Annotated in this window: 20 protein-coding genes and 1 tRNA gene; 20 read left to right on the top strand and 1 reads right to left on the bottom strand. The window is 67.0% G+C overall.

Annotation, left to right across the window (positions count from 1 at the left end; genetic code table 11):
* The first annotated feature begins 42 nt into the window (after positions 1-42).
* From B5G20_RS02425 to B5G20_RS02340, 18 genes are all read left to right on the top strand, one after another.
* Positions 43-1113, top strand: coding sequence for a LacI family DNA-binding transcriptional regulator (locus B5G20_RS02425; protein ID WP_087354718.1), 1071 nt, complete (start codon positions 43-45; stop codon positions 1111-1113).
* 48 nt (positions 1114-1161) lie between these two features.
* Positions 1162-2316: a class II fructose-bisphosphate aldolase gene (locus tag B5G20_RS02420; protein WP_087354716.1), complete on the top strand. Its 1155-nt coding sequence runs from the start codon at positions 1162-1164 to the stop codon at positions 2314-2316.
* Positions 2317-2319: 3 nt separating this feature from the next.
* Positions 2320-3480, top strand: a complete 1161-nt coding sequence (locus B5G20_RS02415) for a diphosphate--fructose-6-phosphate 1-phosphotransferase (protein ID WP_087354715.1) — start codon at positions 2320-2322, stop codon at positions 3478-3480.
* A 58-nt stretch (positions 3481-3538) separates the two neighbouring features.
* On the top strand, positions 3539-4378 hold the full coding sequence (locus tag B5G20_RS02410; RefSeq protein WP_087354713.1) for a triose-phosphate isomerase family protein: 840 nt from the start codon (positions 3539-3541) through the stop codon (positions 4376-4378).
* Between the two features lie 30 nt (positions 4379-4408).
* Entirely contained in the window at positions 4409-5905 is a 1497-nt protein-coding gene (locus B5G20_RS02405) for a lactate racemase domain-containing protein (protein ID WP_087204962.1), read from the top strand.
* Between the two features lie 153 nt (positions 5906-6058).
* On the top strand, positions 6059-7321 hold the full coding sequence (locus tag B5G20_RS02400) for a glucose-6-phosphate isomerase (protein ID WP_087354711.1): 1263 nt from the start codon (positions 6059-6061) through the stop codon (positions 7319-7321).
* A gap of 16 nt (positions 7322-7337) precedes the next feature.
* Complete coding sequence (locus tag B5G20_RS02395; protein ID WP_087354709.1) at positions 7338-7640, top strand: hypothetical protein; 303 nt, start codon at positions 7338-7340, stop codon at positions 7638-7640.
* Positions 7641-7814: 174 nt separating this feature from the next.
* Positions 7815-9278 (top strand): LarC family nickel insertion protein, encoded by a 1464-nt coding sequence (locus B5G20_RS02390; RefSeq protein ID WP_087354707.1) that lies wholly within the window; start codon positions 7815-7817, stop codon positions 9276-9278.
* A 159-nt stretch (positions 9279-9437) separates the two neighbouring features.
* Positions 9438-9815, top strand: coding sequence for a hypothetical protein (locus B5G20_RS02385; protein ID WP_087204958.1), 378 nt, complete (start codon positions 9438-9440; stop codon positions 9813-9815).
* A gap of 231 nt (positions 9816-10046) precedes the next feature.
* The gene (gene yfcE / locus B5G20_RS02380) at positions 10047-10616 is read left to right on the top strand and encodes a phosphodiesterase (RefSeq protein WP_087354705.1); all 570 of its coding nucleotides are present in this window, start codon (positions 10047-10049) and stop codon (positions 10614-10616) included.
* A gap of 3 nt (positions 10617-10619) precedes the next feature.
* Positions 10620-11489, top strand: a complete 870-nt coding sequence (gene mazG, locus B5G20_RS02375) for a nucleoside triphosphate pyrophosphohydrolase (protein ID WP_087354703.1) — start codon at positions 10620-10622, stop codon at positions 11487-11489.
* A 138-nt stretch (positions 11490-11627) separates the two neighbouring features.
* The gene (eno, locus tag B5G20_RS02370; protein ID WP_087354701.1) at positions 11628-12917 is read left to right on the top strand and encodes a phosphopyruvate hydratase; all 1290 of its coding nucleotides are present in this window, start codon (positions 11628-11630) and stop codon (positions 12915-12917) included.
* A gap of 283 nt (positions 12918-13200) precedes the next feature.
* Positions 13201-14166, top strand: a complete 966-nt coding sequence (locus B5G20_RS02365) for a septum formation initiator family protein (protein ID WP_239286834.1) — start codon at positions 13201-13203, stop codon at positions 14164-14166.
* A 53-nt stretch (positions 14167-14219) separates the two neighbouring features.
* Complete coding sequence (locus B5G20_RS02360; RefSeq protein ID WP_087354699.1) at positions 14220-15221, top strand: hypothetical protein; 1002 nt, start codon at positions 14220-14222, stop codon at positions 15219-15221.
* Between the two features lie 81 nt (positions 15222-15302).
* Positions 15303-15378: transfer RNA gene (locus B5G20_RS02355), tRNA-Val, on the top strand.
* 569 nt (positions 15379-15947) lie between these two features.
* Positions 15948-17393 (top strand): DHA2 family efflux MFS transporter permease subunit, encoded by a 1446-nt coding sequence (locus tag B5G20_RS02350; protein WP_204207628.1) that lies wholly within the window; start codon positions 15948-15950, stop codon positions 17391-17393.
* Between the two features lie 158 nt (positions 17394-17551).
* Positions 17552-18121, top strand: a complete 570-nt coding sequence (locus tag B5G20_RS02345) for an isochorismatase family cysteine hydrolase (protein ID WP_087354695.1) — start codon at positions 17552-17554, stop codon at positions 18119-18121.
* A gap of 410 nt (positions 18122-18531) precedes the next feature.
* The gene (locus B5G20_RS02340; protein WP_087354693.1) at positions 18532-19815 is read left to right on the top strand and encodes a solute carrier family 23 protein; all 1284 of its coding nucleotides are present in this window, start codon (positions 18532-18534) and stop codon (positions 19813-19815) included.
* 83 nt (positions 19816-19898) lie between these two features.
* Here B5G20_RS02340 and B5G20_RS02335 read toward each other — a convergent pair whose 3' ends face one another.
* Complete coding sequence (locus tag B5G20_RS02335) at positions 19899-20408, bottom strand: GNAT family N-acetyltransferase (RefSeq protein WP_158094370.1); 510 nt, start codon at positions 20406-20408, stop codon at positions 19899-19901.
* Between the two features lie 103 nt (positions 20409-20511).
* Between B5G20_RS02335 and B5G20_RS02330 the strand changes: the two genes are divergently transcribed.
* Both B5G20_RS02330 and B5G20_RS02325 read left to right on the top strand, forming a co-directional pair.
* The gene (locus B5G20_RS02330; protein ID WP_204207627.1) at positions 20512-20886 is read left to right on the top strand and encodes a peptide chain release factor-like protein; all 375 of its coding nucleotides are present in this window, start codon (positions 20512-20514) and stop codon (positions 20884-20886) included.
* Positions 20887-21088: 202 nt separating this feature from the next.
* Positions 21089-22078, top strand: a complete 990-nt coding sequence (locus B5G20_RS02325; RefSeq protein WP_087354689.1) for a CorA family divalent cation transporter — start codon at positions 21089-21091, stop codon at positions 22076-22078.
* The last annotated feature ends 10 nt before the right edge of the window (positions 22079-22088 follow it).

Below are 22088 nucleotides of genomic sequence, written 5' to 3'. Positions count from 1 at the left end.
CAGGGTCCCGCGCAGACGGGGCGGAAAGCGAGGTGGAGGGACATGGGCAAGCGCGTAACGCTACGGGATATTGCAGAAGCCGCCGGTGTCACCACCGCCACCGTCTCCTATGTCATCAACAACACCCCGGGACAGAAGATCGCGCCCGAGACGCGCGAGCGCGTGCTCATGGCCGCCCGCGAGCTCAACTACGTTCCCAACAGCGCCGCCCGCGCGCTCAGGGCGCGCCGCTCGCGCTGCGTGGGCGTGGTCGCCAAGAAGAACGTGGCCGTCCCGCGCTTTTCGCAGACCATCCGGGGCATCCAGAGCAGGCTCGAGGACCTTGGATACAACCTCTTGCTGTGCACCAATACCATCAAGACCGCCGGCTTGAGCGACTATCTCCTCGCCTATCTGGAGGGGCGTGTCGACGGGGTGATCTTCCTCGGCAAGGACAATGTGGGTCCCGGCCCCGAGAGCGTCGAGGTCATCGAACGCGACCACGTACCGCTCGTGGCTTTCGACTGCTGCGAGGGGGCGAGCGTCTACAGCACGGTGGACTTCGACTACCGCGGCGGTGCGCGCCAGCTCGCCGAGCGCGTGCTCGAGCGCTCTCCGCGCCGCCTGCTCTACATCAGGCCCGATATCGACACCCCGCAGGAGCGCGATCGCGCCGAGGGGCTCGCCGAGGCGCTCGAGTCGCATCCCGAAACCGAGCTGGTGACCCTGGTGACCCCCATCACCCTCGACAACCTCGATACGTGGGACCTGCGTTACTCGGTGGGGAACACCCCCGAGGGCGATGAGCTCTCGGCGCGGTTTGCCGCCCAGCTGCGCGACGCCGTCGACACGCTCGAGGCGGGCGACGCCGCGGTTGCCAGCTGGTCGGGGTGGACCGAGCCCATCCGCTATCGCTGCCGCGAGCGGGGGATCTTGACCGCCGAGCTCGCCAACAACGGGGAGAGCAGCTTCTACCCCGATCTGTATGTGCGCCTACCCAACTTCGACGCGGGCGTCGCCTGCGCCGACGAGCTGCTCTCGCTCATCGAGGGCAAACCCACGAGCGCCCGCGTCCTGCACCTCACGAGTGTGCTCGACGGAACGCGGGGCGTCTACGGGGCCGAACCGCGGTAACGCCGGCGCCGGACCGGATCCGGCACAAGACGAAGGAGCTGTGATCACATGCCTCTCGTTCCGCTCAAACCCGTACTCGATGCCGCCCGGCGCGGCGGCTACGCCCAGGGCGCGTTCAACGTCAACGCGGTCTGTCAGGCGAAAGCCGTCATCGAGGTGCACGAGATGTTCCGCAGCCCGGCGATCCTGCAGGGGGCGGACCTCGCCAACGCCTTCATGGGCGGCCGCGCCGACTTTGCCAACGGAACGGTCGAGGACAAGATCCGCGGCGCCAAGAACATCGGCGAGGCCGTCAAGCGCTTCGGCGAGAACTCCCCGGTGCCGGTGGTGCTGCATCTCGACCACGGCCGCGACATGGAGAGCGTGAAGGCGGCCATCGCGGGCGGCTACACATCGGTCATGATCGACGGCTCGTCGTTGCCGTTTGACGAGAACAAGGAGCTCACGCGCGAGGTCGTGAAGTACGCGCACGCCCGCGGCGTCTCCGTGGAGGGTGAGCTCGGCGTGCTGGCGGGCGTGGAGGACCACGTCTTCGCCGCATCGAGCACCTACACCAACCCGCTCTCGGCGGTGGAGTTCGTGCGCGACACCGGCGTCGACGCGCTCGCCATCTCCTACGGCACCATGCACGGCGCCTCCAAGGGCAAAGACGTCAAGCTCCGCCGCGAGATCCCCATCGCCATCCGCGAGTGTCTGGCGCACGAGGACCTCGACTGCGCGCTCGTGAGCCACGGCTCCTCCACGGTCCCGCAGTACATCGTGCGCGAGATCAACGAGCTCGGCGGCAAAATCGGCGAGGCGCACGGCATCCCCATCGCCGAGCTTCTGGAGGCCATCCCCGCCGGCATCAACAAGATCAACGTCGATACGGACATCCGCCTCGCCGTCACGCGCAACATGCGTGAGCTCTTCGAGCGCGAGCCCGAGCTCAAGGGGAGCTCGCTTGCGGGCGTGTGGCAGCTGCTCGATGAGAAGCGCGACCAGATTGACCCGCGCGCCTTCCTGCCGCCGGTGTACGACCTCGTCATGTACGGTACCGTCGCCGACGAGGCGCAGGAAAAGCTCGTGGCCGCCATCGAGGCGGGTGTCAAGGAGGCCGTCGGTACGCTCATCGTGCAGTTTGGCAGCTACGGCAAGGCTCCTCTGGTCAAGGTCGCCACGCTCGACGAGATGGCGGAGCGCTACGCGAAGGAAGGACGGTAGCTTATGGCAGGTAAGAACATCCTCGTCATGCACGGCGGCGGCCCGACCGCGGTCATCAACGCCTCGCTTTACGGTATCGTGGCCGAGGGCAAGCAGCATGCCGAGATCGCCCACATCTACGGTGCGCACGGCGGCCCCTCGGGTCTTGTGAACGGCTCCCTCATCGATCTGGGCGCCATGCCCGATAGCGAGCTCGTGCGCCTGCGCGACGCACCGGGTTCCGCCATCGGCACGGGCCGCGACGCGCTCGCCGGCCACTATCCGGCCATGGTGGAGCTCCTCATCAAGAACAACATCGACATCGTCATGCCCACGGGCGGCAACGGCACCATGAACACCTGCGCCCTCTTGCAGGAGGCCGTGAACGAGGCCGGCGCCGACATCCAGGTCATCGGCGTGCCCAAGACCATGGACAACGACATCGCCGAGATCGACCACGCCCCGGGTTACGGCAGCGCCGCCCGCTATGTGGCGCAAAGCGTGGGCGAGGTGTGCGCCGACGTGCACAGCATGCCCATCCACCTGGTGGTGGTCGAGGTCATGGGCCGGTCCGCCGGTTGGGTCGCGGCGGCGAGCTCGCTTGCCGCCTCCTGCGGCCAGGGCGGCCCCGACCTCATCTACATGCCCGAGCGCCCCTTTGACGAGGAGGCGTTCCTGGCGGATTGCCAGCGCGTGATCGACACCAAGCGCGGCGGCGTCATCGTGGCGAGCGAGGGCCTGCACGACGCCGAGGGCAACCCCATCGTCGACCCCATCATGGAGGTCGAGCGCGAGACCTACTTCGGTGACGTGTCCTCACATCTCGCTAACCTCATCGTGGCGAAGCTCGGCTACAAGGCGCGCTCCGAGAAGCCGGGTCTTCTCGGCCGCGCCTCGGTGGCGCTGCGCAGCCAGGTGGACGTCGACGAGGCGGAGGAGGTCGGTCGCGCCGCCGTGCGCGCCGCACTTGCGGGGGAGACGGCGAAGATGGTCGGCATCCAGCGCGTTCCGGGCGATGCGTATGCCATCGAGACGAACCTCATCGACGTGGAGCGCGTGCGCCTCATCGAGCGCTGCCTGCCCGACGCCTTCATCAACGAGGCCGGCAACGGCGTCACCTCGGCGTTCACGGAGTGGGCGGCCCCGCTCGTGGGCGAGCTGCCGAGCTTCGTGAGCTTCCTGTAACGATACCGGTGGGGGCGGGCCCGGTATAGGGGCCGCCCCTCCATCTGAAGGAGCGTGTATGAAACACATCTTTTTGAATCTCAAGCGCTTTGACATCACGCCCGAGCACGGAGGCGTGAACCGCTTGGCTTCCCCCGACGCCTGGGGCGAGGCGGTGACGTCGTCTATCAAGGACGTCTCTGCGCGCTACGCCGATGCGGAGTTTGCCGCCTTTGTGCCGGAGGCGCACCTCATCGGCGCCGTCGCCGGCGCGGCGGGGTCGCCCCTCGGCGTGGGGTGCCAGGGCGTGCACACGGCCGATACCGCCCCGGGCGGCAACTTCGGCGCGTTCACGACGCTGCGCACGGGCAACGCCGTCTCTCAGCTCGGCTGCACCTGGGCGCTCATCGGCCACTGCGAGGAGCGCATGAACCTGCGCGCCATCATGGGCGAGGCGGGTGCCGACGCCGCGGCGGTGGAGGCCGCCGTGAACCGCATCCTCAACCGTGAGGTCAAGGCCGCCCAGGCCGCGGGGTTGAAGGTGCTCTTCTGCATGGGCGAGCGCGAGGAGGAGGTCGACCGCTGGGACGAGGTGCTCGCCACGCAGGTGCGCGAGGGCCTCGAGGGTGTGGACCTCTCCTGCGTGCGTGTCGCCTACGAGCCCGTGTGGAGCATCGGCCCCGGCAAGACGCCGGCGGACGCGCCCTATATCCAGAAGGTCGCCCGCCTCATCAAGGAGACCGTTCCCGGCGTGGACGTCGTCTACGGCGGCGGCCTCAAGGCGGATAACGCCGAGATGCTCGCCGGTATCCCCGAGATCGACGGCGGTCTCATCGCCCTCACGCGCTTCACGGGGGAGATCGGCTTCTATCCCGAGGAGTACGCCGAGATCGTCGATCTGTACATGAACGCCTGCTAGACCCTGCGACCCTAACCGAAAGGACCGACCATGCATCTTGATTTCGAGTACGGCAACGGCATGCTGGGGGCGGAGCTCCCCGATACGACGGACGTCTTCGTCACCGGCGAGACCGTGAAGGACCCCGAGTGCCTGCCGCAGGATTGGGACAGCCTCTACAACGCGACGCTCGAGTCCATCCGCAACCCCATCGGCATGGAGCCGCTCGCCTCCTACGCCGGACCGGGCAAGAAGGTCGTCATCGTCATCCCCGACATCGTGAAGGGCGGCACGCAGCCGACGGCGCACCGCAAGGTCGCCATCCGCGCCTGCCTGGACGAGCTCTTCGCGCAGGGCGTCAAGCACGACGACGTGCTCCTGCTCTTCTCCAACGGCCTGCATCCGCGCACCTCGACGGCCGAGGCGAAGCTGATCTTGGGCCTCGACCTCTACAACGAGTTCGAGGGCACGGGCCAGATCACGAGCCATGACTCCGAGGACTATGATCACCTCGTCGACCTCGGCTTCACGCCCCAGGGCGACCACGTCATCATGAACAAGTACGTCTACGATGCGGACATCGCCATCCTCATCGGCCATACGCAGGGCAATCCCTACGGCGGCTACTCGGGCGGTTACAAGCACTGCGCCACCGGCATCACCCACTGGCGCTCGATCAGCGCGCACCACGTGCCGCGCGTCATGAGCCGTCCCGACTTCGTGCCCGTGTCGACGAGCTCGCTCATGCGCGACAAGTTCGACCAGCAGGGTATGTTCATGGAAGAGAAGATGGGCAAGAAGTTCTTCTGCGTCGACGCGGTGCTCGATACCTGGAGTCGCCAGATCGCCATCTTCTCCGGGTATGCGGCAGAGATGCAGCCCATCTCCTGGGCGCTCGCCGACAAGCGCACGTACGTGCACTGGGCGGAGAAGAAGTACGACATCGTGGTCATGGGCATGCCGACGAACTTCCACTACGGCGACGGCATGGGCACGAACCCCATCCAGATGATGCAGGCGGTCTCCGCGCAGGTCATCCGCCACAAGCGCATCCTCTCCGATCACTGCGTGTTTGTGATCGCGAGCTACTGCAACGGGTGGTTCCACGACGAGCGCTGGCCGTACCTGCGCGAGCAGTGGGAGCTCTGGCAGTCCGATAAGATGAACACGCTCGATGAGATGATCGAGTACGGCGAGTACTTCGCCACCAACGAGGAGTACATCCGCAAGTACCGCTTCGCCCATGCGTTCCACCCGTTCCACGGCTTCAGCATGATGACCTGCGGCAACCTGGCTGAGAAGTACCTCTCCGCCACCTACATCGTGGGCGCTCAGAAGCCCGGCATCGCCCGTACCATGGGCCTCAAGACCCGCCCGACCTTCGAGGAGGCCATCGCCGACGCCACGCGCAAGTACACCGACGGCAACCCCAACATCCTGGCACTGCCGCATGCGTACAACCGCGCCGTGCCGCATCTCTGCATGAAGGACCCGTCGCAGAACAGCACGTTCAGGGACGACGCCCCGGCGCATCCCTGCGGCTGCTAGTACCGCTTCGGCGCCGTCCGGGCGCGAGGTTCTCGAGTCCGGACGACCTCGCCGCAGGACGGGCGGCGCCGGGGCGCAGCGTCCCGGCGCCACCGCCACGCCGCGGATGGCGACGGCTGCCCCTCGCCCTTCTCCCATCGTTAGGAGCGCCACATGCTCGATTTGAACACCACCTATACGGAGAAGTTCGTTGCGTCCGGCGAGCTCGCCGCCTACGCCGAGGCGCATGCGCACGTGCTCGCGCGCTGCCAGGCGGGAGAGGAGCGCTACGCCGACTCGCAGGGCTGGCTCGAGGTCGACGAGTGGGCCGGTCCCGCGGTGCTCGACCGCACGGAGCGCCTTGCGGCGGAGCTGCGCGCCATCGCCGATACCTTCGTGATCATCGGCGTCGGCGGTTCGAACAACTCCGCCCGCGCCGTCATCAAGGCGCTGCGCCCCAACGGCGCGCGCATCGTGTACGCCGGCAACACGCTCTCTGCCCACGAGCTCAACGGCGTACTCGCCGAGCTCGAGGGGCACGATGTGGTTATCGACTGCATCGCCAAGAACTTCGAGACGCTCGAGCCGGGCTCGTCGTTCCGCTTGCTCCGTCAATACCTCGTCGGCCGCTACGGCAAGGAGGAGGCTGCCCGCCGCATCGTTTGCACGGGCACCATCGGGTCTTCGCTCGAGGAGCTGTGTCGAGCCGAGGGCTACACCTTCGTCCCCTTCGCGACCAATGTGGGCGGTCGCTACACGGCGCTCACCGAGGTGCATCTGCTACCGCTCGCGGTGGCGGGTGCGGACATCCGGGCGCTTGCGGCGGGTGCCAAGCGAATGCAGGAGCAGCTCCGGAAGACAGATGGTCTCGAGAACTCCGCATGGCGCTACGCGTGCCTGCGCAACATCCTGTGGGACCGCGGGTACCGCGTCGAGCTCCTCGGCTTCTTCGAGCCGCGGTTCCGCTGGTTCTCCAAATGGTGGGAGCAGCTCTATGCGGAGAGCGAGGGCAAGGACGGCAAGGGCATCTTCCCGGCGGCGCTCGAGTGCTCCGAGGAGATGCACAGCCTGGGCCAGTACGCGCAGGACGGTACGCACCAGCTGTTCGAGACCTTCATCGACCTTATGGAGCCCGGTGCGGGCGACAGCCTCGTGCTCGGCGGCACCGATGTGGCGGACGCCTTCGGCTATCTCGACGGCAAGGACTTCTGGGATATCAACAAGGCGAGCTTTAACGCCACGCGCGCCGCGCACGCCGAGGTGCTGCCCGTGCTCACGCTCGAGATCGACCGTATCGACGAGGAGCGCTTCGGCATGCTGTTCTACTGGTTCGCCTTTGCATGTTATGCTTCTGGCAGTCTGCTGGGCGTGAATCCCTTCGATCAGCCCGGTGTGGAGACCTACAAGCGCCTTATGTTCGAGGCGTTGGGGAAATAGAGAAAGGACCGTTTGAATGAAGAACGTCAAGCTGCTGTGCGCCGCCGGCACCTCTACGCAGGTGCTCGCTGCCAAGGTTCAGGAGACGGCCGATAAGCTCGGTCTCGAGATGAGCGTCACGGCGGGCCCGGTCGCGGGCTCCGACGAGTCCTGCAAGGACGCCGACCTGCTGCTGCTCACCCCGCAGGTCGAGTTCAAGCTCGATCTGGTCAAGCTCACCTATCCCGACAAGAAGATCGGCGTCATCGACGCCGCTGCGTTCACCAGCCTCGATACCGAGGCCATCATCGCGCAGATCAACCAGGAGCTCGGCGCCTAGGGTTTGTCGCGAGGGTACAACTCAGCTCGATGCGAAAGGCATCGCATGGCGGGGCGTGCGAGCGCCCCGCTTGGCTTAGAGCCGGCTTCAGGGGCTACGCTTGCCGCCTATGCACGGCGGGCGGCGGCGCATGGGTCGGCGACCCGCCTCAAGGGGCGGTAGGAAGGGAAACGAATGGGAAAGACGCTCTATCTGGATTGCACGAACGGCATCAGCGGCGATATGACCGTCGCGGCGCTGCTCGATGCGGGCGCCAACGAGGCGCGCCTGCGCGATGCGCTCGCGAGCCTGCCGTTGGATGGCTACGAGGTGCGCATAAGCCGCGTCAAGAAGGCGGGTATCGACTGCTGCGACTTCGATGTGGTGCTCGATGAGGCGCATGGGAACCACGACCACGATATGGCGTACCTCCATGGGCGCGACCACGACCATGGTCACTGCCACGGGCATGACCACGCCTGCGACCACCACGACCATGGTGGCGCCCATGACCACGAGCACGCCCACCACCACGACCATGGGCACTGCCATGAGGGGCGCACCTGTGACCACGGTCACGACCATGCTCACGAGCACGGCCATCACCACCATCATCACGAGCACCGCGGCCCCGCGGACATCGACGCCATCATCGATGCCGGCCAGCTGGCGCCGCGGGCGCGCGAGCTCGCCCACCGCATGGTGGACGTCATCGCGCATGCCGAGGCCAAGGCGCACGCCGTCCCGCTCGATGAGGTGCACTTCCACGAGGTGGGGGCCGTCGATTCCATCGTCGATATCGTGGCGGTCGCCGTGTGCCTCGACGACCTCGACGTAACCCGCGTCATCGTGCCGCGCCTCGTCGACGGAACGGGTACGATTCGCTGCCAGCACGGCATCATCCCCGTCCCCGTCCCCGCCACGCTCAATATCGTGGAGGCGCACGGGCTGCCGCTCTCGATCGGCGATGTCGAGGGCGAGCTCGTGACTCCTACGGGTGCGGCCATCGTCGCGGCGACGGGGGCGGAGAGGCGGCTGCCGGGGCGGTTCCGCGTTGTGCGCACGGGCCTCGGCGCCGGCAAGCGCACCTACGAGCGTCCGAGCATCCTGCGCGCCATGGTGATCGAAGAGCTCGCGCCTGACGGCGCGCCCGCCGCTGCGGCCACCCACGGCGCGTTTGCGGGCGACCCCGCAGCCGAGCCCACCCTCGGCGCCGATGCGCCCGCGGAGGTCGTGCGCCTCGAAAGCGATATCGACGATGCGACGGGGGAGGAGCTCGCCTTCGCCGCCGAGCGCATCCGCGAGGCGGGGGCACGCGAGGTCCACTGGGTACCCGTGTTCGCCAAGAAGGAGCGCCCCGCGTGGCAGTTGCAGGTCGTCGTGGCGACACCTGAGCTCGGCGCGGTCGAGCGGGCCATCTTCACCCATACGACCACCATCGGCATCCGTCGCTGGACGTGCGCCCGGACGGTGCTTGCACGCGAGGACATCGAGGTTACGAGCCCGTGGGGTCCGGTGCGCGCTAAGCGCGCGACGCTGCCGGACGGCACGAGCCGCGTCAAGCCGGAGTTTGCAGACTGCGCCCGCATCGCCCGGACGGAGGGCGTGGCGCTCCGCGAGGTGGTCGAACGGGTTGTCGCCGCGGCATCGACTGTCTAGTGCGCTACCGGCTCCTGCGGCTCCTGCGGGGCAGCCGTTTGCCAGACAGACCGGGTTCGCGTTGCGTTCGCGCGGTCACCTTGGGTATAAGGCCTGAAGCGATACACCAGGCGCTGCGGGGGATGTATGAGCGCGGCGAATGAGCGAAGGGAGCGGGATATGTCCCAGAACCAGAAGATGCTCAAGATCATGAGCTTCATCACGTTGATCGCGGCCTTTGGCATGGCGGCGTATGCGGCGATGTCCATCGCGTTTGCGAACACCTCACCGGGCCTTCTGCTCGCTATCTGCGTCATCGTCCAATGCTTCTTGGACGCCGCGCTCGGCGTATGGGGCATCGGCGCCGCCAACAAGCCGGCGCGCAGCGTCGAGACGCCGTTTGTGGGGCTCAACTGGCTGGCGCTTGTGCTCAACGTGGTCGCGGTGGTGGTCACGGTGCTTATCGGCGGCTTCCCCTGGGCGCCCATCGTAAACGCCATCATCGTGGCGGCGTACTTCTTCTACGCCAGAAACGTCCGCCAAGAGGCGCTCGATTAGCGATTGTCTTTACGAGCTACTGATGAGGCCCGGTCGCATGACCGGGCCTTTTTCGGCGCAAGTTCGATTGCGCTATGGTGGGGAACCTCCTTTCGCCGGCAGTGCGCCTGAGGCTCCGGCACCTGCGCCCGTGCGGGGCCGTTGCGGGTACAATAGCGGCGTTTGGCACCGCATCCGCAGCGGCATAGCGCCAGCTGCGGTGGTGAGCGCATCGCTAGAGGAAGGCTTCCCATGAAGGTTCTCATCGCTTCCGATATCCACGGTTCCGCCTATTGGGCGGAGCACCTCGTCCGGGCGGTCGAGCGCGAGCAGCCGGACCGTATCGTGCTGTTGGGCGACCTGCTCTACCACGGCCCGCGCAACGATCTTCCGCGCGACTATGCCCCCAAGCGGGTCATCCCCATCCTCAACCGCATGGCGGAGGAGGGCGCGCTTATCGCTGTGCGCGGCAACTGCGACGCCGAGGTCGACCAGATGGTGCTCGACTTTCCCTGCATGGCCGATTACGCCGAGCTGGTGGACGAGGAGGGCCGCACGCTCTTCCTCACGCACGGGCACGTGTACGGCGCGGGGTTCCACAACAGCGTCGAGAACCTGCCCGCGCTTCCGGCGGGCAGCGCCATTCTGTACGGCCACACGCACGTGAAGGTGAGCGAGCCCGTGCCCGATCAGCCCACCGTCTGGGCGTTTAATCCCGGCAGCGTCTCGATCCCTAAGGACGGAAGCAACAGCTACGGCATCTACGAGAGCGGACGTCCGGTGGCGGAGGCGTTCCGTCACGCGGTGCTTGAGGAGGCGTAGGCGATGCTCGATCCCTTTGGCGGTACAGTTCGCGCACCGCAGCGCGATCTCTCGACTCGCGCCGACGCCCGCGACGCATTCGACGCGCTGACCGAGACCATCTGGCGCCTGCGTCAACCGGACGGATGCCCGTGGGACCGGGAGCAGACGCATCAGAGCATCGCGCAGAACATGATCGAGGAGGCCTACGAGGCCGTCGACTGCATCGAGGCGGGTGACGCCGCGCATCTGCGCGAGGAGCTCGGCGACGTGCTCATGCAGGTCATGCTCCACGCGCAGATCGCGGCGGACGCCGGCGCCTTTACCATCGCGGATGTGGTGGGCGAGCTCAACGAGAAGCTCATCCGCCGCCACCCGCACGTCTTTGGCGCGCACGCCGCCGCGGACGATGCCGACGAGGTGCTCGACATCTGGGACAGGGTAAAGCGCGACGAGCGCGCGGGCGACGGCGGCACTCGGCCGGCGGGACTACTCGACAGCGTACCCAAGGCCTTTCCGGCGCTTATGCAGGCGCAGAAGATCTCCAAGCGCGCGGCGAAAGTGGGGTTCGAATGGGATTCCGTCGATGCCGTATGGGACGAGGTCGCTTCCGAGCGCGCCGAGTTCGAGGCTGAGGAGCCGGGCAGCGCCGCGCGCGAGCTGGAGTTCGGCGACATGCTGTTTGCCTTGGTAAACGTGGCGCGCAAAGAGGGCATCGATGCCGAGCGCGCGCTCCGGGCCTCGACGGCCAAGTTCCGTCGGCGGTGGGCCGCCATCGAGGAGGCCGCGTTTGCCGCGGGCATCCCCGTCGAGAACCTCACTACCGAGCAGCTGAACGCCATGTGGGACGCTGTGAAGGAGGCCGAGCGCTCTGAGGGCGCGGGCGCGGCGTAGGCATCCCGTAGGCATCCCCGGGTCCGCCTCGTGCAAAAATCCGGAATCTCCCGCATCGGGTGGGGAAATTCGGGCATACTGATAAAAGTTTAGTCAGGCTAACCTTAGCGGTCTGACATGACGAGAAGGGATGACCCCATGAGTGAGATTCTGGATGTCTACGGGCGCGAGGTCCTCGATTCGCGCGGTAACCCCACCGTCGAGGTGGAGGTCGTGCTCGATGACGGTTCGTTCGGCCGCGCGATGGTGCCCTCCGGTGCCTCCACCGGCGCGTTTGAGGCTGTCGAGCTGCGCGACGGTGACAAGGGCCGCTATCTCGGCAAGGGCGTTACCAAGGCCGTCGACCATGTGAACAAGGAGTGCGCCGAGGCCGTCATCGGCATGGACGCCTTCGACCAGCGCGCCGTCGACGCCGCGCTCATCGCGGCGGACGGCACCCCCAACAAGGGCAACCTCGGCGCCAACGCAATCCTCGGCGTGTCGCTCGCGGTGGCCCGTGCCGCTGCGCAGTCCGCGGGACTCGAGCTCTTTAGCTACCTCGGCGGCGTGAACGCGCACACCCTGCCCACGCCCATGATGAACATCCTCAACGGTGGCGTGCATGCCGACAACAACGTCGACTTCCAGGAGTTCATGATCATGCCAGTGGGCGCCCCCACCTTTACCGAGGGCCTGCGCTGGTGCGCCGAGGTCTACCACACGCTCAAGTCCGTGCTGAAGGACTCCGGTCACGCCACGGGCGTGGGCGACGAGGGCGGCTTTGCGCCCGACCTCGCCACCAACGAGGAGCCGTTGAGCTACATCGTCAAGGCCGTCGAGGCCGCCGGCTTTACGCCCGGCGAGGACTTCATGATCGCCATGGACCCGGCAACGACCGAGCTCTACAACGCCGAGACCGGCACCTATGAGCTCAAGGGCGAGGGCCGCACCCTCACCACCGACGAGATGATCGACTACTGGGCGGCGCTCGTGGAGAAGTACCCCATCATCTCCATCGAGGACGGTCTGGCCGAGGAGGATTGGGACGGCTGGGTCAAGCTTACCGAGCGCCTGGGCAAGAAGGTCCAGCTCGTGGGCGACGACCTCTTTGTCACCAACACCGAGCGCCTGAAGAAGGGCATCGAGCTCGGCGCGGCGAATGCCATCCTCGTCAAGGTGAACCAGATCGGTACGCTCACCGAGTCGCTCGAGGCCATCGAGATGGCCAAGCGCGCCGGCTACGCGTGCATCGTCTCCCACCGTTCGGGCGAGACGGAGGACACCACGATCGCGGACATCGCCGTGGCCACCAACGCCGGCCAGATCAAGACCGGCGCCCCGTGCCGCTCGGACCGCATCGCCAAGTACAACCAGCTCATCCGTATCGAGGACGGGCTGTTCCAGTCGGCTGAGTACGCGGGGCGGAGCGCGTTCTACAACCTGCGCTAGGGAGACGCTGATCCAAGCGCTGCACTGCGCGCGGAAAGTTCGACCCCTATGTTACCGATGCGTGATGGTCCACGATAGGCCGATTATGCGGTCCATCGTGGACCATCGCGTATCAAGGCTGGGCGCGACGCTCGCTTTGTTCGGCGCTCTTTGATAGGCCCGGACGCAACGGACTCCCCAGCGCGTGCCGATTGATTGTAAGAAGAAAATCGCGTGTCCCTCGGCGCCGGCACGCGTGGCATAATGGGTGTGCGCACATACACCTCAACCGCACAAGGCGCCTATGAACATCTTTGGCAACAACGCATCCCGCTCGGGCTCGACTCGTCGCACCGTTCCGTCTGACCTCCAGGCAACGGGCGACCTTTCGCAGGCCGCGCGCATCGCAAACGCCCGCGCCCCGCGCGCCGGAGCCTCGTCGGCGCCGCGCCGGCGGAGCGCGTCGTCTGCCGCGCCGGCAGAGCGGGGGAGCCGTGCCTCCCAGGGCTCGTCCCGAGGGCAGCGCCGCGGTGTGGTAAACGCAGATGCCGCATACCGATCTGGCCGAGCCAGCCGCTCGGGCTCCGGCCGCGCCTCCACCCGTCGCGGGCCGCTCATGCGCTACGCGAGCGACAACCGCGTGGTTCGCGCGCTCTACACCATCACGGCGGGTCCGTTCCGCTTAGCCTTCTATCTTGCGGTGATCGCGGTGGTAGGCATCAGCCTCTACTTCCCGGTGCGCGACCTCTACACCGCGCACCGCACCGGTGAGATCCTGCGCGCGCAGCTCGCCATCCGCGAGGCGTACAACAACAAGGTTCAAAGTGATGTAGACAAGCTGCTTTCCACCGAGGGTATCGAGGACACTGCTCGGCAGAACCTCGGCCTCGTAAAGCCCGGCGAGACGGCGATCAACGTCGTGGGGCTCGACGATGCGGAAGACGCATCTGCGGGTGATGCGGCGGATGGTTCCGATGCGGCCGCAACTACGGACGGGGCTGATGCTGCGCAGGCCGACGCCGCCGAGGGAGACGCCCAGACGGCGAACGAGGACGGTGCGGATGCGGGCGAGTCTGCGGATGCCGCGTCTGCCAGCGTGGCAAACGACGAGGCTGAAGAGAACGCCGAGCCCACCACGAGCGCGGAGGCCCTTGCCGCCGAGGAGGCCGTGGCCGCCGATGCCCCCTGGTACGTCCATATGCTCGATACGTTCTTCTGCTATACCGGGGTGAACGGACAGAAGGTCGCCTCCACGGGCACGTCGTCGTAGGGTGTTGCCCCGCGCGGCGCTTGCGCACGTGCACAAAAGAAAGGAATACGGCTATGAACGATGCGGACCAGCCGCGCCATCGGGTCGCTGCGATCGATATCGGTACGGTCTCGTCGCGGCTCTCGCTTGCCGAGGTTGCGGGCGGGCGGGTGCTCGCCGCGCGCAAGCACACCGAGATTACCGACTTGGGGCAGGGGGTCGACGCCACAGGTCGCTTTGCCGCCGATGCCGTCGCCCGTGTGGTGGAGGCCTGCCGCGTGTTTGTAGGCGAGGCGCGCGCCTTTGGCGCCGAGGCGGTCTCGACCACGCTCACGAGTGCCGCGCGCGATGCCGCCAATGCCGAGGAGCTGCTCGGTCCTCTCCGCGAGCTGGGGCTCATCCCACAGGTTATTCCCGGTGAGGTGGAGGCCCGGCTCACGTTCTACGGAGTTGCGCACGATTTTCCCGGCGAGCGCATCGCCGTGGCGGATTCGGGCGGCGGCTCGACGGAGATCGCGGTGGGGAGCTACCTGCCCGAGTCGGGCGTGCTGGAGCTCGAGCGGGTGCAGTCGCTCGACATCGGCTGCCGCCGCGTAACGGACCGCTTTTTGGCGGGCGATCCGCCGTGCGGGGCCGACATTCTGCGCGCGGGGCGGTGGGCGGCCGAGCAGTTTGAGGCGTACTGGTGCGACCTGCCGGACCGGCCCGAGCGGTTGGTTGCCGTGGGCGGGACCGTGACCACGCTCGTTGCGCTCACGCACGAGCTCGTGCCGTATGATTCGTCGTTTGTGCACTTGCGCTCCCTGAGCGCGCTCGAGGTAGAGCGCGCCATCGACCGGATGCGCAAGCTGCCGGCCGCCGCTATTGCGGAGCTGCCGGGGATTCAGCCTAAGCGCGCGCCGGTGATGCTCGCGGGCGCCGTGGTGATTCGCGAGCTCATGCGTGCCGGCGGGTACGACAGCCTCACGGTGAGCGAGAACAGCCTGCTCGCCGGTGCCGCCTCTACGATAGGCGAGGTGCTGGCGGACGAGCAGCCGGCCGTGGGCTGGACGCCGGACCTGTCGCGGCTGGCGTAGCACGCATGGCAGTGGGGTCGGGTTAGGATTTGCGATGCAGACGTTCCCTGATACGCCGCGTTTACGCTATACTTCCCCTGCGGGCGATTGGCGCAACGGTTAGCGCAGGTGCTTTACACGCACAAGGCTGGGGGTTCGAATCCCTCATCGCCCACCATAGGATATGAAGACCCTGCGCCTGCGGGGTCTTTTCTGTTTGGGCCCCTATCAGGGGATTCGAACCCGAGAGAGTCTCATGGTGCGCAAAGCGCGTGAGCGTCTTTGCCACCATGAGCCGCAAGGGCGCGGAGCGCCCGCAGCGGGCGCGGGCGGCGCAGCCGCGCGCGGAATCCCTCATCGCCCACCATAGGATATGAAGACCCTGCGCCTGCGGGGTCTTTTCTGTTTGGGCCCCTATCGGGGGATTCGAACCCGAGGTGGTGCGAAGCTGAGGAAGGCGCGCGAGCAACCGGGTTCCCGGCCGCAGTCCGCCTGGCTTGGTTTTGCCTCGCTGGTTTTACCCCGCCCGACCTGCCTCCGTCACCCCCTCTCCCTCCTCGTCGCATGTGAAGCTCCTACGCGGCGGCCCCGTTTTGCGCCGCCGTGCCGTATCATGGGCGTGCCGTTTGCGGCGGTGCGACAGCCCAAACCAACCCGTACCAGCGCGCAAAAGCGTCCGGCAGCATGCCGGAGAGGCGCGTTCTCAGGCGCGTGGAGATATCCGCGGCAACGTCTGGGAGGAACACTATGCCCCGCGCCATCTCGTCTGCAACCACGCCGTCCGCACGTCCCAACAAGTGGATCGTGCTTCTCACCGTGGTGCTCATGACCTTTATGTCCACGCTCGACAGTAGCATCGTCAACGTTGCCCTGCCCGCTATGCAGCGCGAGCTCGGCGTTGGCGCGGCCGATATCCAGTGGGTCTCGAGCGTCTATCTGCTGGTTTGCTGCGCCGCCGTGCTCGTCTTCGGCCGGCTGGGCGACCTCTTTGGCAAGGTCCGGCTCTTCCAGGCGGGGGTGGCGCTCTTTACCCTCGGCTCGCTTCTGTGCGGCCTTTCGGCCTCGCTCCCCGCGCTCATCGGTGCGCGTGTGGTCCAGAGCCTCGGCGCGGCATGCGCCACGGCCAACAACATGGGCATCGTCACCGAGGCCTTTCCGGTGGAGCAGCGAGGCCGCGCGCTCGGGATCGTCTCGACTTTCGTCTCGCTCGGCATGATGTGCGGCCCCACCATCGGCGGCATGCTTGTTGCCATTTACCCGTGGGAGTCGATCTTCCTCATCAACGTGCCGGTGGGCATTGTGGCGTTTGCCGTGGGCCTCAAGACGCTCCCGCGCGACGCGCGTCCCGTCGAGCGCGAGCGCTTCGATCTCGCGGGCGCCGTGCTCATCGCCCCGGCGCTGCTCACGCTCTTCTTTGCCCTCACCAGCCTCGCCAGCGGCGTGACGCCGGCCATGCTCGTGCTCCTTGGGGTGGGGGCTGTGCTCCTTGCGGCGTTCGTGGCGGTGGAGCTGCGCGTCTCCTCGCCGCTCATCCAGCTCGGCATCTTCCGCAACGGTCTCTTCTCGCTGAACCTCCTCACGATGCTCCTTTGCTTTATCGCTGTGGGCGGCACGGAGCTTCTGCTGCCGTTTTACCTGCAGGATGCCTGCGGCTTCTCGTCGAGCGTGGCGGGTCTTGCGCTTACGGCCATCCCGCTTGCCATGGCGGTGGTTGGCCCGGCGGGCGGCGCGCTTTCCGACCGCATCGGGTGCGCGTGGCCGTGCCTCGTGGGGCTCACGGTCTATGCGGTGGGCATCGTGCTTGTGGGCGCCCTGCCCGCAACGGCGCCGCTTGCGCAGATCGTGGGGCTCATGGCGCTTATGGCTGCGGGCACGGGGCTCTTTCAGTCGCCGAACAACTCGCTTGTTATGGGGTCCGTCGGCACCGGGCAGCTCGGGTTTGCGGGCAGCATGGTCTCGCTCGTGCGCTATATGGGCATGTCGGCGGGGGTGACGGGCGGCACCACGCTGCTCTATGGCCACATGAGCGCGCTCGCGGGGCGCGCCGTCACGGCGTACGTGCCCGGCGAGCCCGAGCTCTTCCTCGCGGGCTTTAGCTTTGCCTTTAATGTGCTGGTGGCCGGGGTGCTTGTAGGTGCTGTGCTCACCGCGGCGGCCATGGTGCTCAAACGTCGCCAGAAGCGCGCGGCGTAAAGGGTGGGCGAGCTGACGCGGGCTGGACGTTCTGACCACTCGCCAGCGCGTTGACGCTCGAGTTGACGCTCGACGCTCGCGCGGTCGGCAACCCGGCCGGCGCAGCACTGTGGTACCGTGGGGCTGTTCCGTTCCGCCCGCACGATGTGGAGGTTCGCATGCCCTGCAACAAGACCTTCGCCAAGAACGCTACCGCGCTGCTCGTTATCGATGCCATCGAGGCAACAGGTGACGACACGCTCTACGACCCCGATGCCGCTACCGCTGCTTACCGCGCTGCCGTCGCGCGAGCCGTTGACGCGTGCCACGCCGCCGGCGTGCCCGTGATCTTTTGCAACGACGCCCACGTGCGGGGGCTCGACCGCGAGCTTGAGCTCTGGGGCGAGCACGGCATCGCGGGGGAGAGCCGCATCTTTCCCCAGATTGTCGTCGAGCCGGGCGACCGCATCATCCCCAAGCGGCGCTACTCGGGCTTCTTCCAGACCGATCTTGACCTCACCCTGCGCGAGCTGGGCGTGCGCGAGGTCATTGCCGTTGGGGCGGACACCAACATCTGCGTGCTCCACACGCTCGCCGACGCGTACTTCTTGGGGTACGGCTCGACGGTGGTGACCGACGCGACCATGACCTTTCTCTGCGGCACGCAGGAGGGCGCGCTCGAGCACTGTGAGAAGTGCTACGGCTCGGCGCTCATGACGGTCGAGGAGCTCGAGGCGGCACTCGCGTAGGGCGGGCGTTGCGGCGGCGCATCGCTCGGTCGATCGGTCGCTGACTGGCCATAATATCGCGTAGGGGTAATGAATAACCCATCATTTGGGCGCGATGCGCGACAAGAGCGATGCGAATCCTGCGGGTTTTGGCGTCCGTGGCTGCAAAAGCCTCTCAATAGGGGGTTTACAGTTACCCCTACGCGATATTTTGACCACCGACGATGATCTCACGCGTTCTGGCGAGGGCTCTCCCGCCCGTATCGAATCGCCCGCATCCGATGCGCCGCTTCTCGTCCTGCTCTATCCTGCTGTACGTCGACGGGTGCTGGCGGACACCGCCGCCGGCGCCCGCATCCCCGCGTTGTGCGACAATGGGCCCAACCGCTGCCGAGCGTCAGGTGCGGCAGCCTGGGAAGAGGGGAGTCTCCATGGCAAGACACGAGCGAGAGGTTATCGGCGTTGACGACCGGGTGTCGGTCGGGCGCGCCATCCCGCTGGGCATCCAGCACATGATGAGCATGTTCGGCTCGACGGTGCTCGTGCCGGTGCTCACGGGGCTCGACCCCAACGTCGCCATCATGTGCTCGGGCATCGGCACCATCTGCTACCTGCTCGTTACGGGCAACAAGATTCCGAGCTACCTCGGGAGCTCGTTTGCGTTCATCAGCCCCATCATCGCGGTCGGGGCCACGCAGGGGCTCGATGCCGCCATGTCGGGCGTGGTGGTGGCGGGCATGGTGTTCCTCGCGGTGGCGGGCATCATCAGGCTTGTCGGCACCGGCTGGCTCGACCGGCTGCTCCCGCCGGTGCTCGTGGCCTCGGTGATGGTCGTGATCGGCGTGGGGCTCTCCGCCACGGCGGTCGACATGGCCTTTATGCAGGACCTTTCGGACGGTTCCTCGGTGTTCTACGGGCTCGGCGCCATCGTCGCGGCGATCACGCTCGTGGCGGCCGTGGTGTTCTCGAGCATGGGCGGCATCATCGGGACGATCCCCGTACTGCTCGCCATCATCGTGGGCTACCTCGTGTCGGTGCCGCTCGGGCTCGTGGACTTTGCGCCCGTGGCGGAGGCGGCCTGGATCGGCCTGCCCAACATCTCCGCACCGCGCTTTGACGCGGGCGCCATCGCGCTCATCGCGCCTGTGGCCGTGGTCGTGGTGATCGAGCACATCGGCCATCTGCTCGCCGTGGGCGAGATCGTGGGCAAGGACTACCGCTCCATGCTGCCGCGCTCGCTCGCCGGCGACGGTATCTCGACCATGATCTCGGGCTTCCTGGGCGGTCCTCCCACCACCACCTACGCCGAGAACATCGGCGTCATGAGCGTCACGCGCGTCTACTCCACGCAGATCTTCTGGTACGCGGGCGGCTTCGCGCTCGTGATCGGCGGCTTCTGCCCCAAGCTCGCGGCGCTCATCCAGTCCATCCCCGGACCGGTGATGGGCGGCGTGTGCCTGCTGCTCTTTGGCCTCATCGCCTCCAACGGCCTGCGCATGCTCGTGTCCAACAAGGTGGACTTCGACGTCAACCGCAACCTCATGATCGCGTCGGTCGTTATCATCGTGGGCGTGGGCATGGAGACGAGCGGCATCTCGATCCCCATCGGCGACTACACGCTCCCCGGCATGGCGACCTCGGCGCTGGCGGGCATCTTGCTCAACCTCATTTTGCCGGGCGGTAAGGCGGAGCCTCAGGCAGACGTCACCGAGTAACGAAGCGCGGGCCCTGGCAAACAACTGCCGGGGCCCGTTTGCGCTACGGTGCATTTTGCGGAGGTTTCTAGGCCGCATCGTTTCTATGCCAGGTCGAGGCGCATTAGGTCGCAGGCTATGGGCTCGCCGTCGATTTCGAAGAATCCCTCGTAGCGTGCGTAGCGGGTAAAGCCCAGGTTTTGGTAGAGATGGATGGCGCGCTCGTTGTCGCTCCGCACCTCGAGGTCTATGGTCTCAACACCAGCGTTGCGGGCAAAGGAGATGAGCTCGCGCATCAACGCGGTCCCGATGCCGTGACCCCATGCGTGCTTCTCGACAGCGATGCCAATACCGGCGCGGTGCGCGAGCCGCGGCCGGGATGAGCCGACGAGATTGGCGGTTCCAACAAGCTCGCCATCGAGAAACGCCGCAAGAAACGTGTTGCGGGGCGAAGCAAGGGTTTCGGCGAGGAAGGTCCGCTCCTCGGCGACGCTGGGCAGGGGCGCATGGGCATCGCGTGCGAGGTTGTCGGTCTCGGTTTGGGTGATGCGTAGAACGCTCAACACCGCCTCGGCATCTTCCGGGCGCGCGGCGCAGACCTCGATAGTTGCCATGATGCCCTCCTGTTCTTGGCGCACGTTGCCCCATGCGGGACTTGCGGGATAGTATAGGGCGACGAGGTTGTGGGCAACGAGGTCAAGCGAGAGGAGGTGGCCCATGGAGCAGGCAAATCTGAGGTATCGCGAGTACGCGGCGTTTGCGCGTCAGGATGATGCCGCGCTCGAGCGCGATTGCACGCTCGAGGTCTTTCGGGCCACCGGTCCGGGCGGGCAGGGCGTCAACACCACCGACTCCGCCGTGCGGCTGCGCCACCTCCCCACGGGCATCACGGTCACCGCGCGCGAGACGCGCAGCCAGTACCGCAACCGGCAGCTCGCCCTGGGCAAGCTCCGTGCCGTTCTGGAGCGGCGCGCTCAGCCGCCTCGACATCGCAAGAAGACCAAGCCTTCGCGCAAGGCGCGCGAGCGCCGGCTGGAGGCCAAGCACCGCCGGAGCGACATCAAGCAGAGCCGGCGCCGCGTGTCGTGGTGAGCGCCGGGGCGATGCGGGGCGGACGCGCTGCCCTGGGCGGAGCGCGCGGTGCCGATGGGGCGTTTTGGTACAGCGCCGCCCGGGCCCTGCGCGGACCGTCCACCGCGGCCCTGCGCCGCGACGGGCATAATGGGGTCAAGGTGTCGGGGTGGCTAACGGTTTGCCGCAGCACCTGTCCGGCGGCGACGGCAGGGGAGGTCTTATGCGTCGATGGACGATCGAGGGCGGACGCCTCGTGGCGGAGGAGCCCGGGCAGGCAGCTGCGGTCAGGGCTGAGGATGCCGATGCGGCGCCGCACATCACCCTCATGAGCGTCTGCCGCGCCACCGAGCAGCTCACCGATCCGCTCGCGTGCGGGGTGCTCGGCACTATGGCCCACGCGGCGCTCCCGTTCGCTGAGTTTGGGGAGCGCCGCGCCGCGGGCGTGGTGGTGCTGCCGGCGGGCGAGGGGCGCTCTGCGGATGCGCGGCGCTTTGCCTTTGTGCTCGAGCCCGGCCGGCTGCTCCTGGCGGACAGCGACGGCGTCTGCGAGCCGGTGCTCGCCCACCTGGCAGATGAGCGCCAACCCGTCGCCGGCGCGGCTGCCGTCCTTGCCGTGCTGCTGCGTCTTCTCCTCCGCGACCATCCCGAGGCCCTCTCGCGCGTCCGCGATGACCTCGAGCTCATCGAGGAGCGCATCCTCGAGGGGCGCGAGCGCGTCGACCGGGCCAAGATGGTCGCCGACTCGCGCCGGCTGCTCGGATACGACACCTTCTACCAGGGGCTCTCGGATGTCGCGGACGATCTGGGCGACGATGCCCTCATGCCCCTGACGGGCAAGGATGGGCAGCGCGCCTTTCGCTCGCTCGCGCGCCAGCTCGACCGTCTCTCCGCGCGCCTCGAGACGCTGCAGGACTACAGCCTCCAGATCAACAGCCTCTACCAGGAGAGCATCGACATACGGCAGAACAACGTCATGCAGTGGCTCACCGTCGTGGCGACGATCGCCATGCCGCTCACGTTCATCACGAGCTGGTACGGTATGAACTTTCCCAACATGGTGCTCATCAACACGTCGTGGGGCTACGCGGTGGCGGCGCTGCTGTGCCTCGCGATCGTCGTGGCCGAGGTGGTGTTCTTCCACCGCAAGGGGTGGTTGAGCTTTGGTCCTGGCAGGCGCCGGCGCGGGCGCAGGGGAGGCCGCGACGCCTAACGGCAGGGCC

Origin of the sequence: Collinsella sp. An7 (assembly GCF_002159335.1) — a bacterium.
Classification (GTDB): domain Bacteria; phylum Actinomycetota; class Coriobacteriia; order Coriobacteriales; family Coriobacteriaceae; genus Coprousia.
Note: the sequence above shows the minus strand (reverse complement) of the source record. Positions and strands in the feature narration are given on the sequence as shown.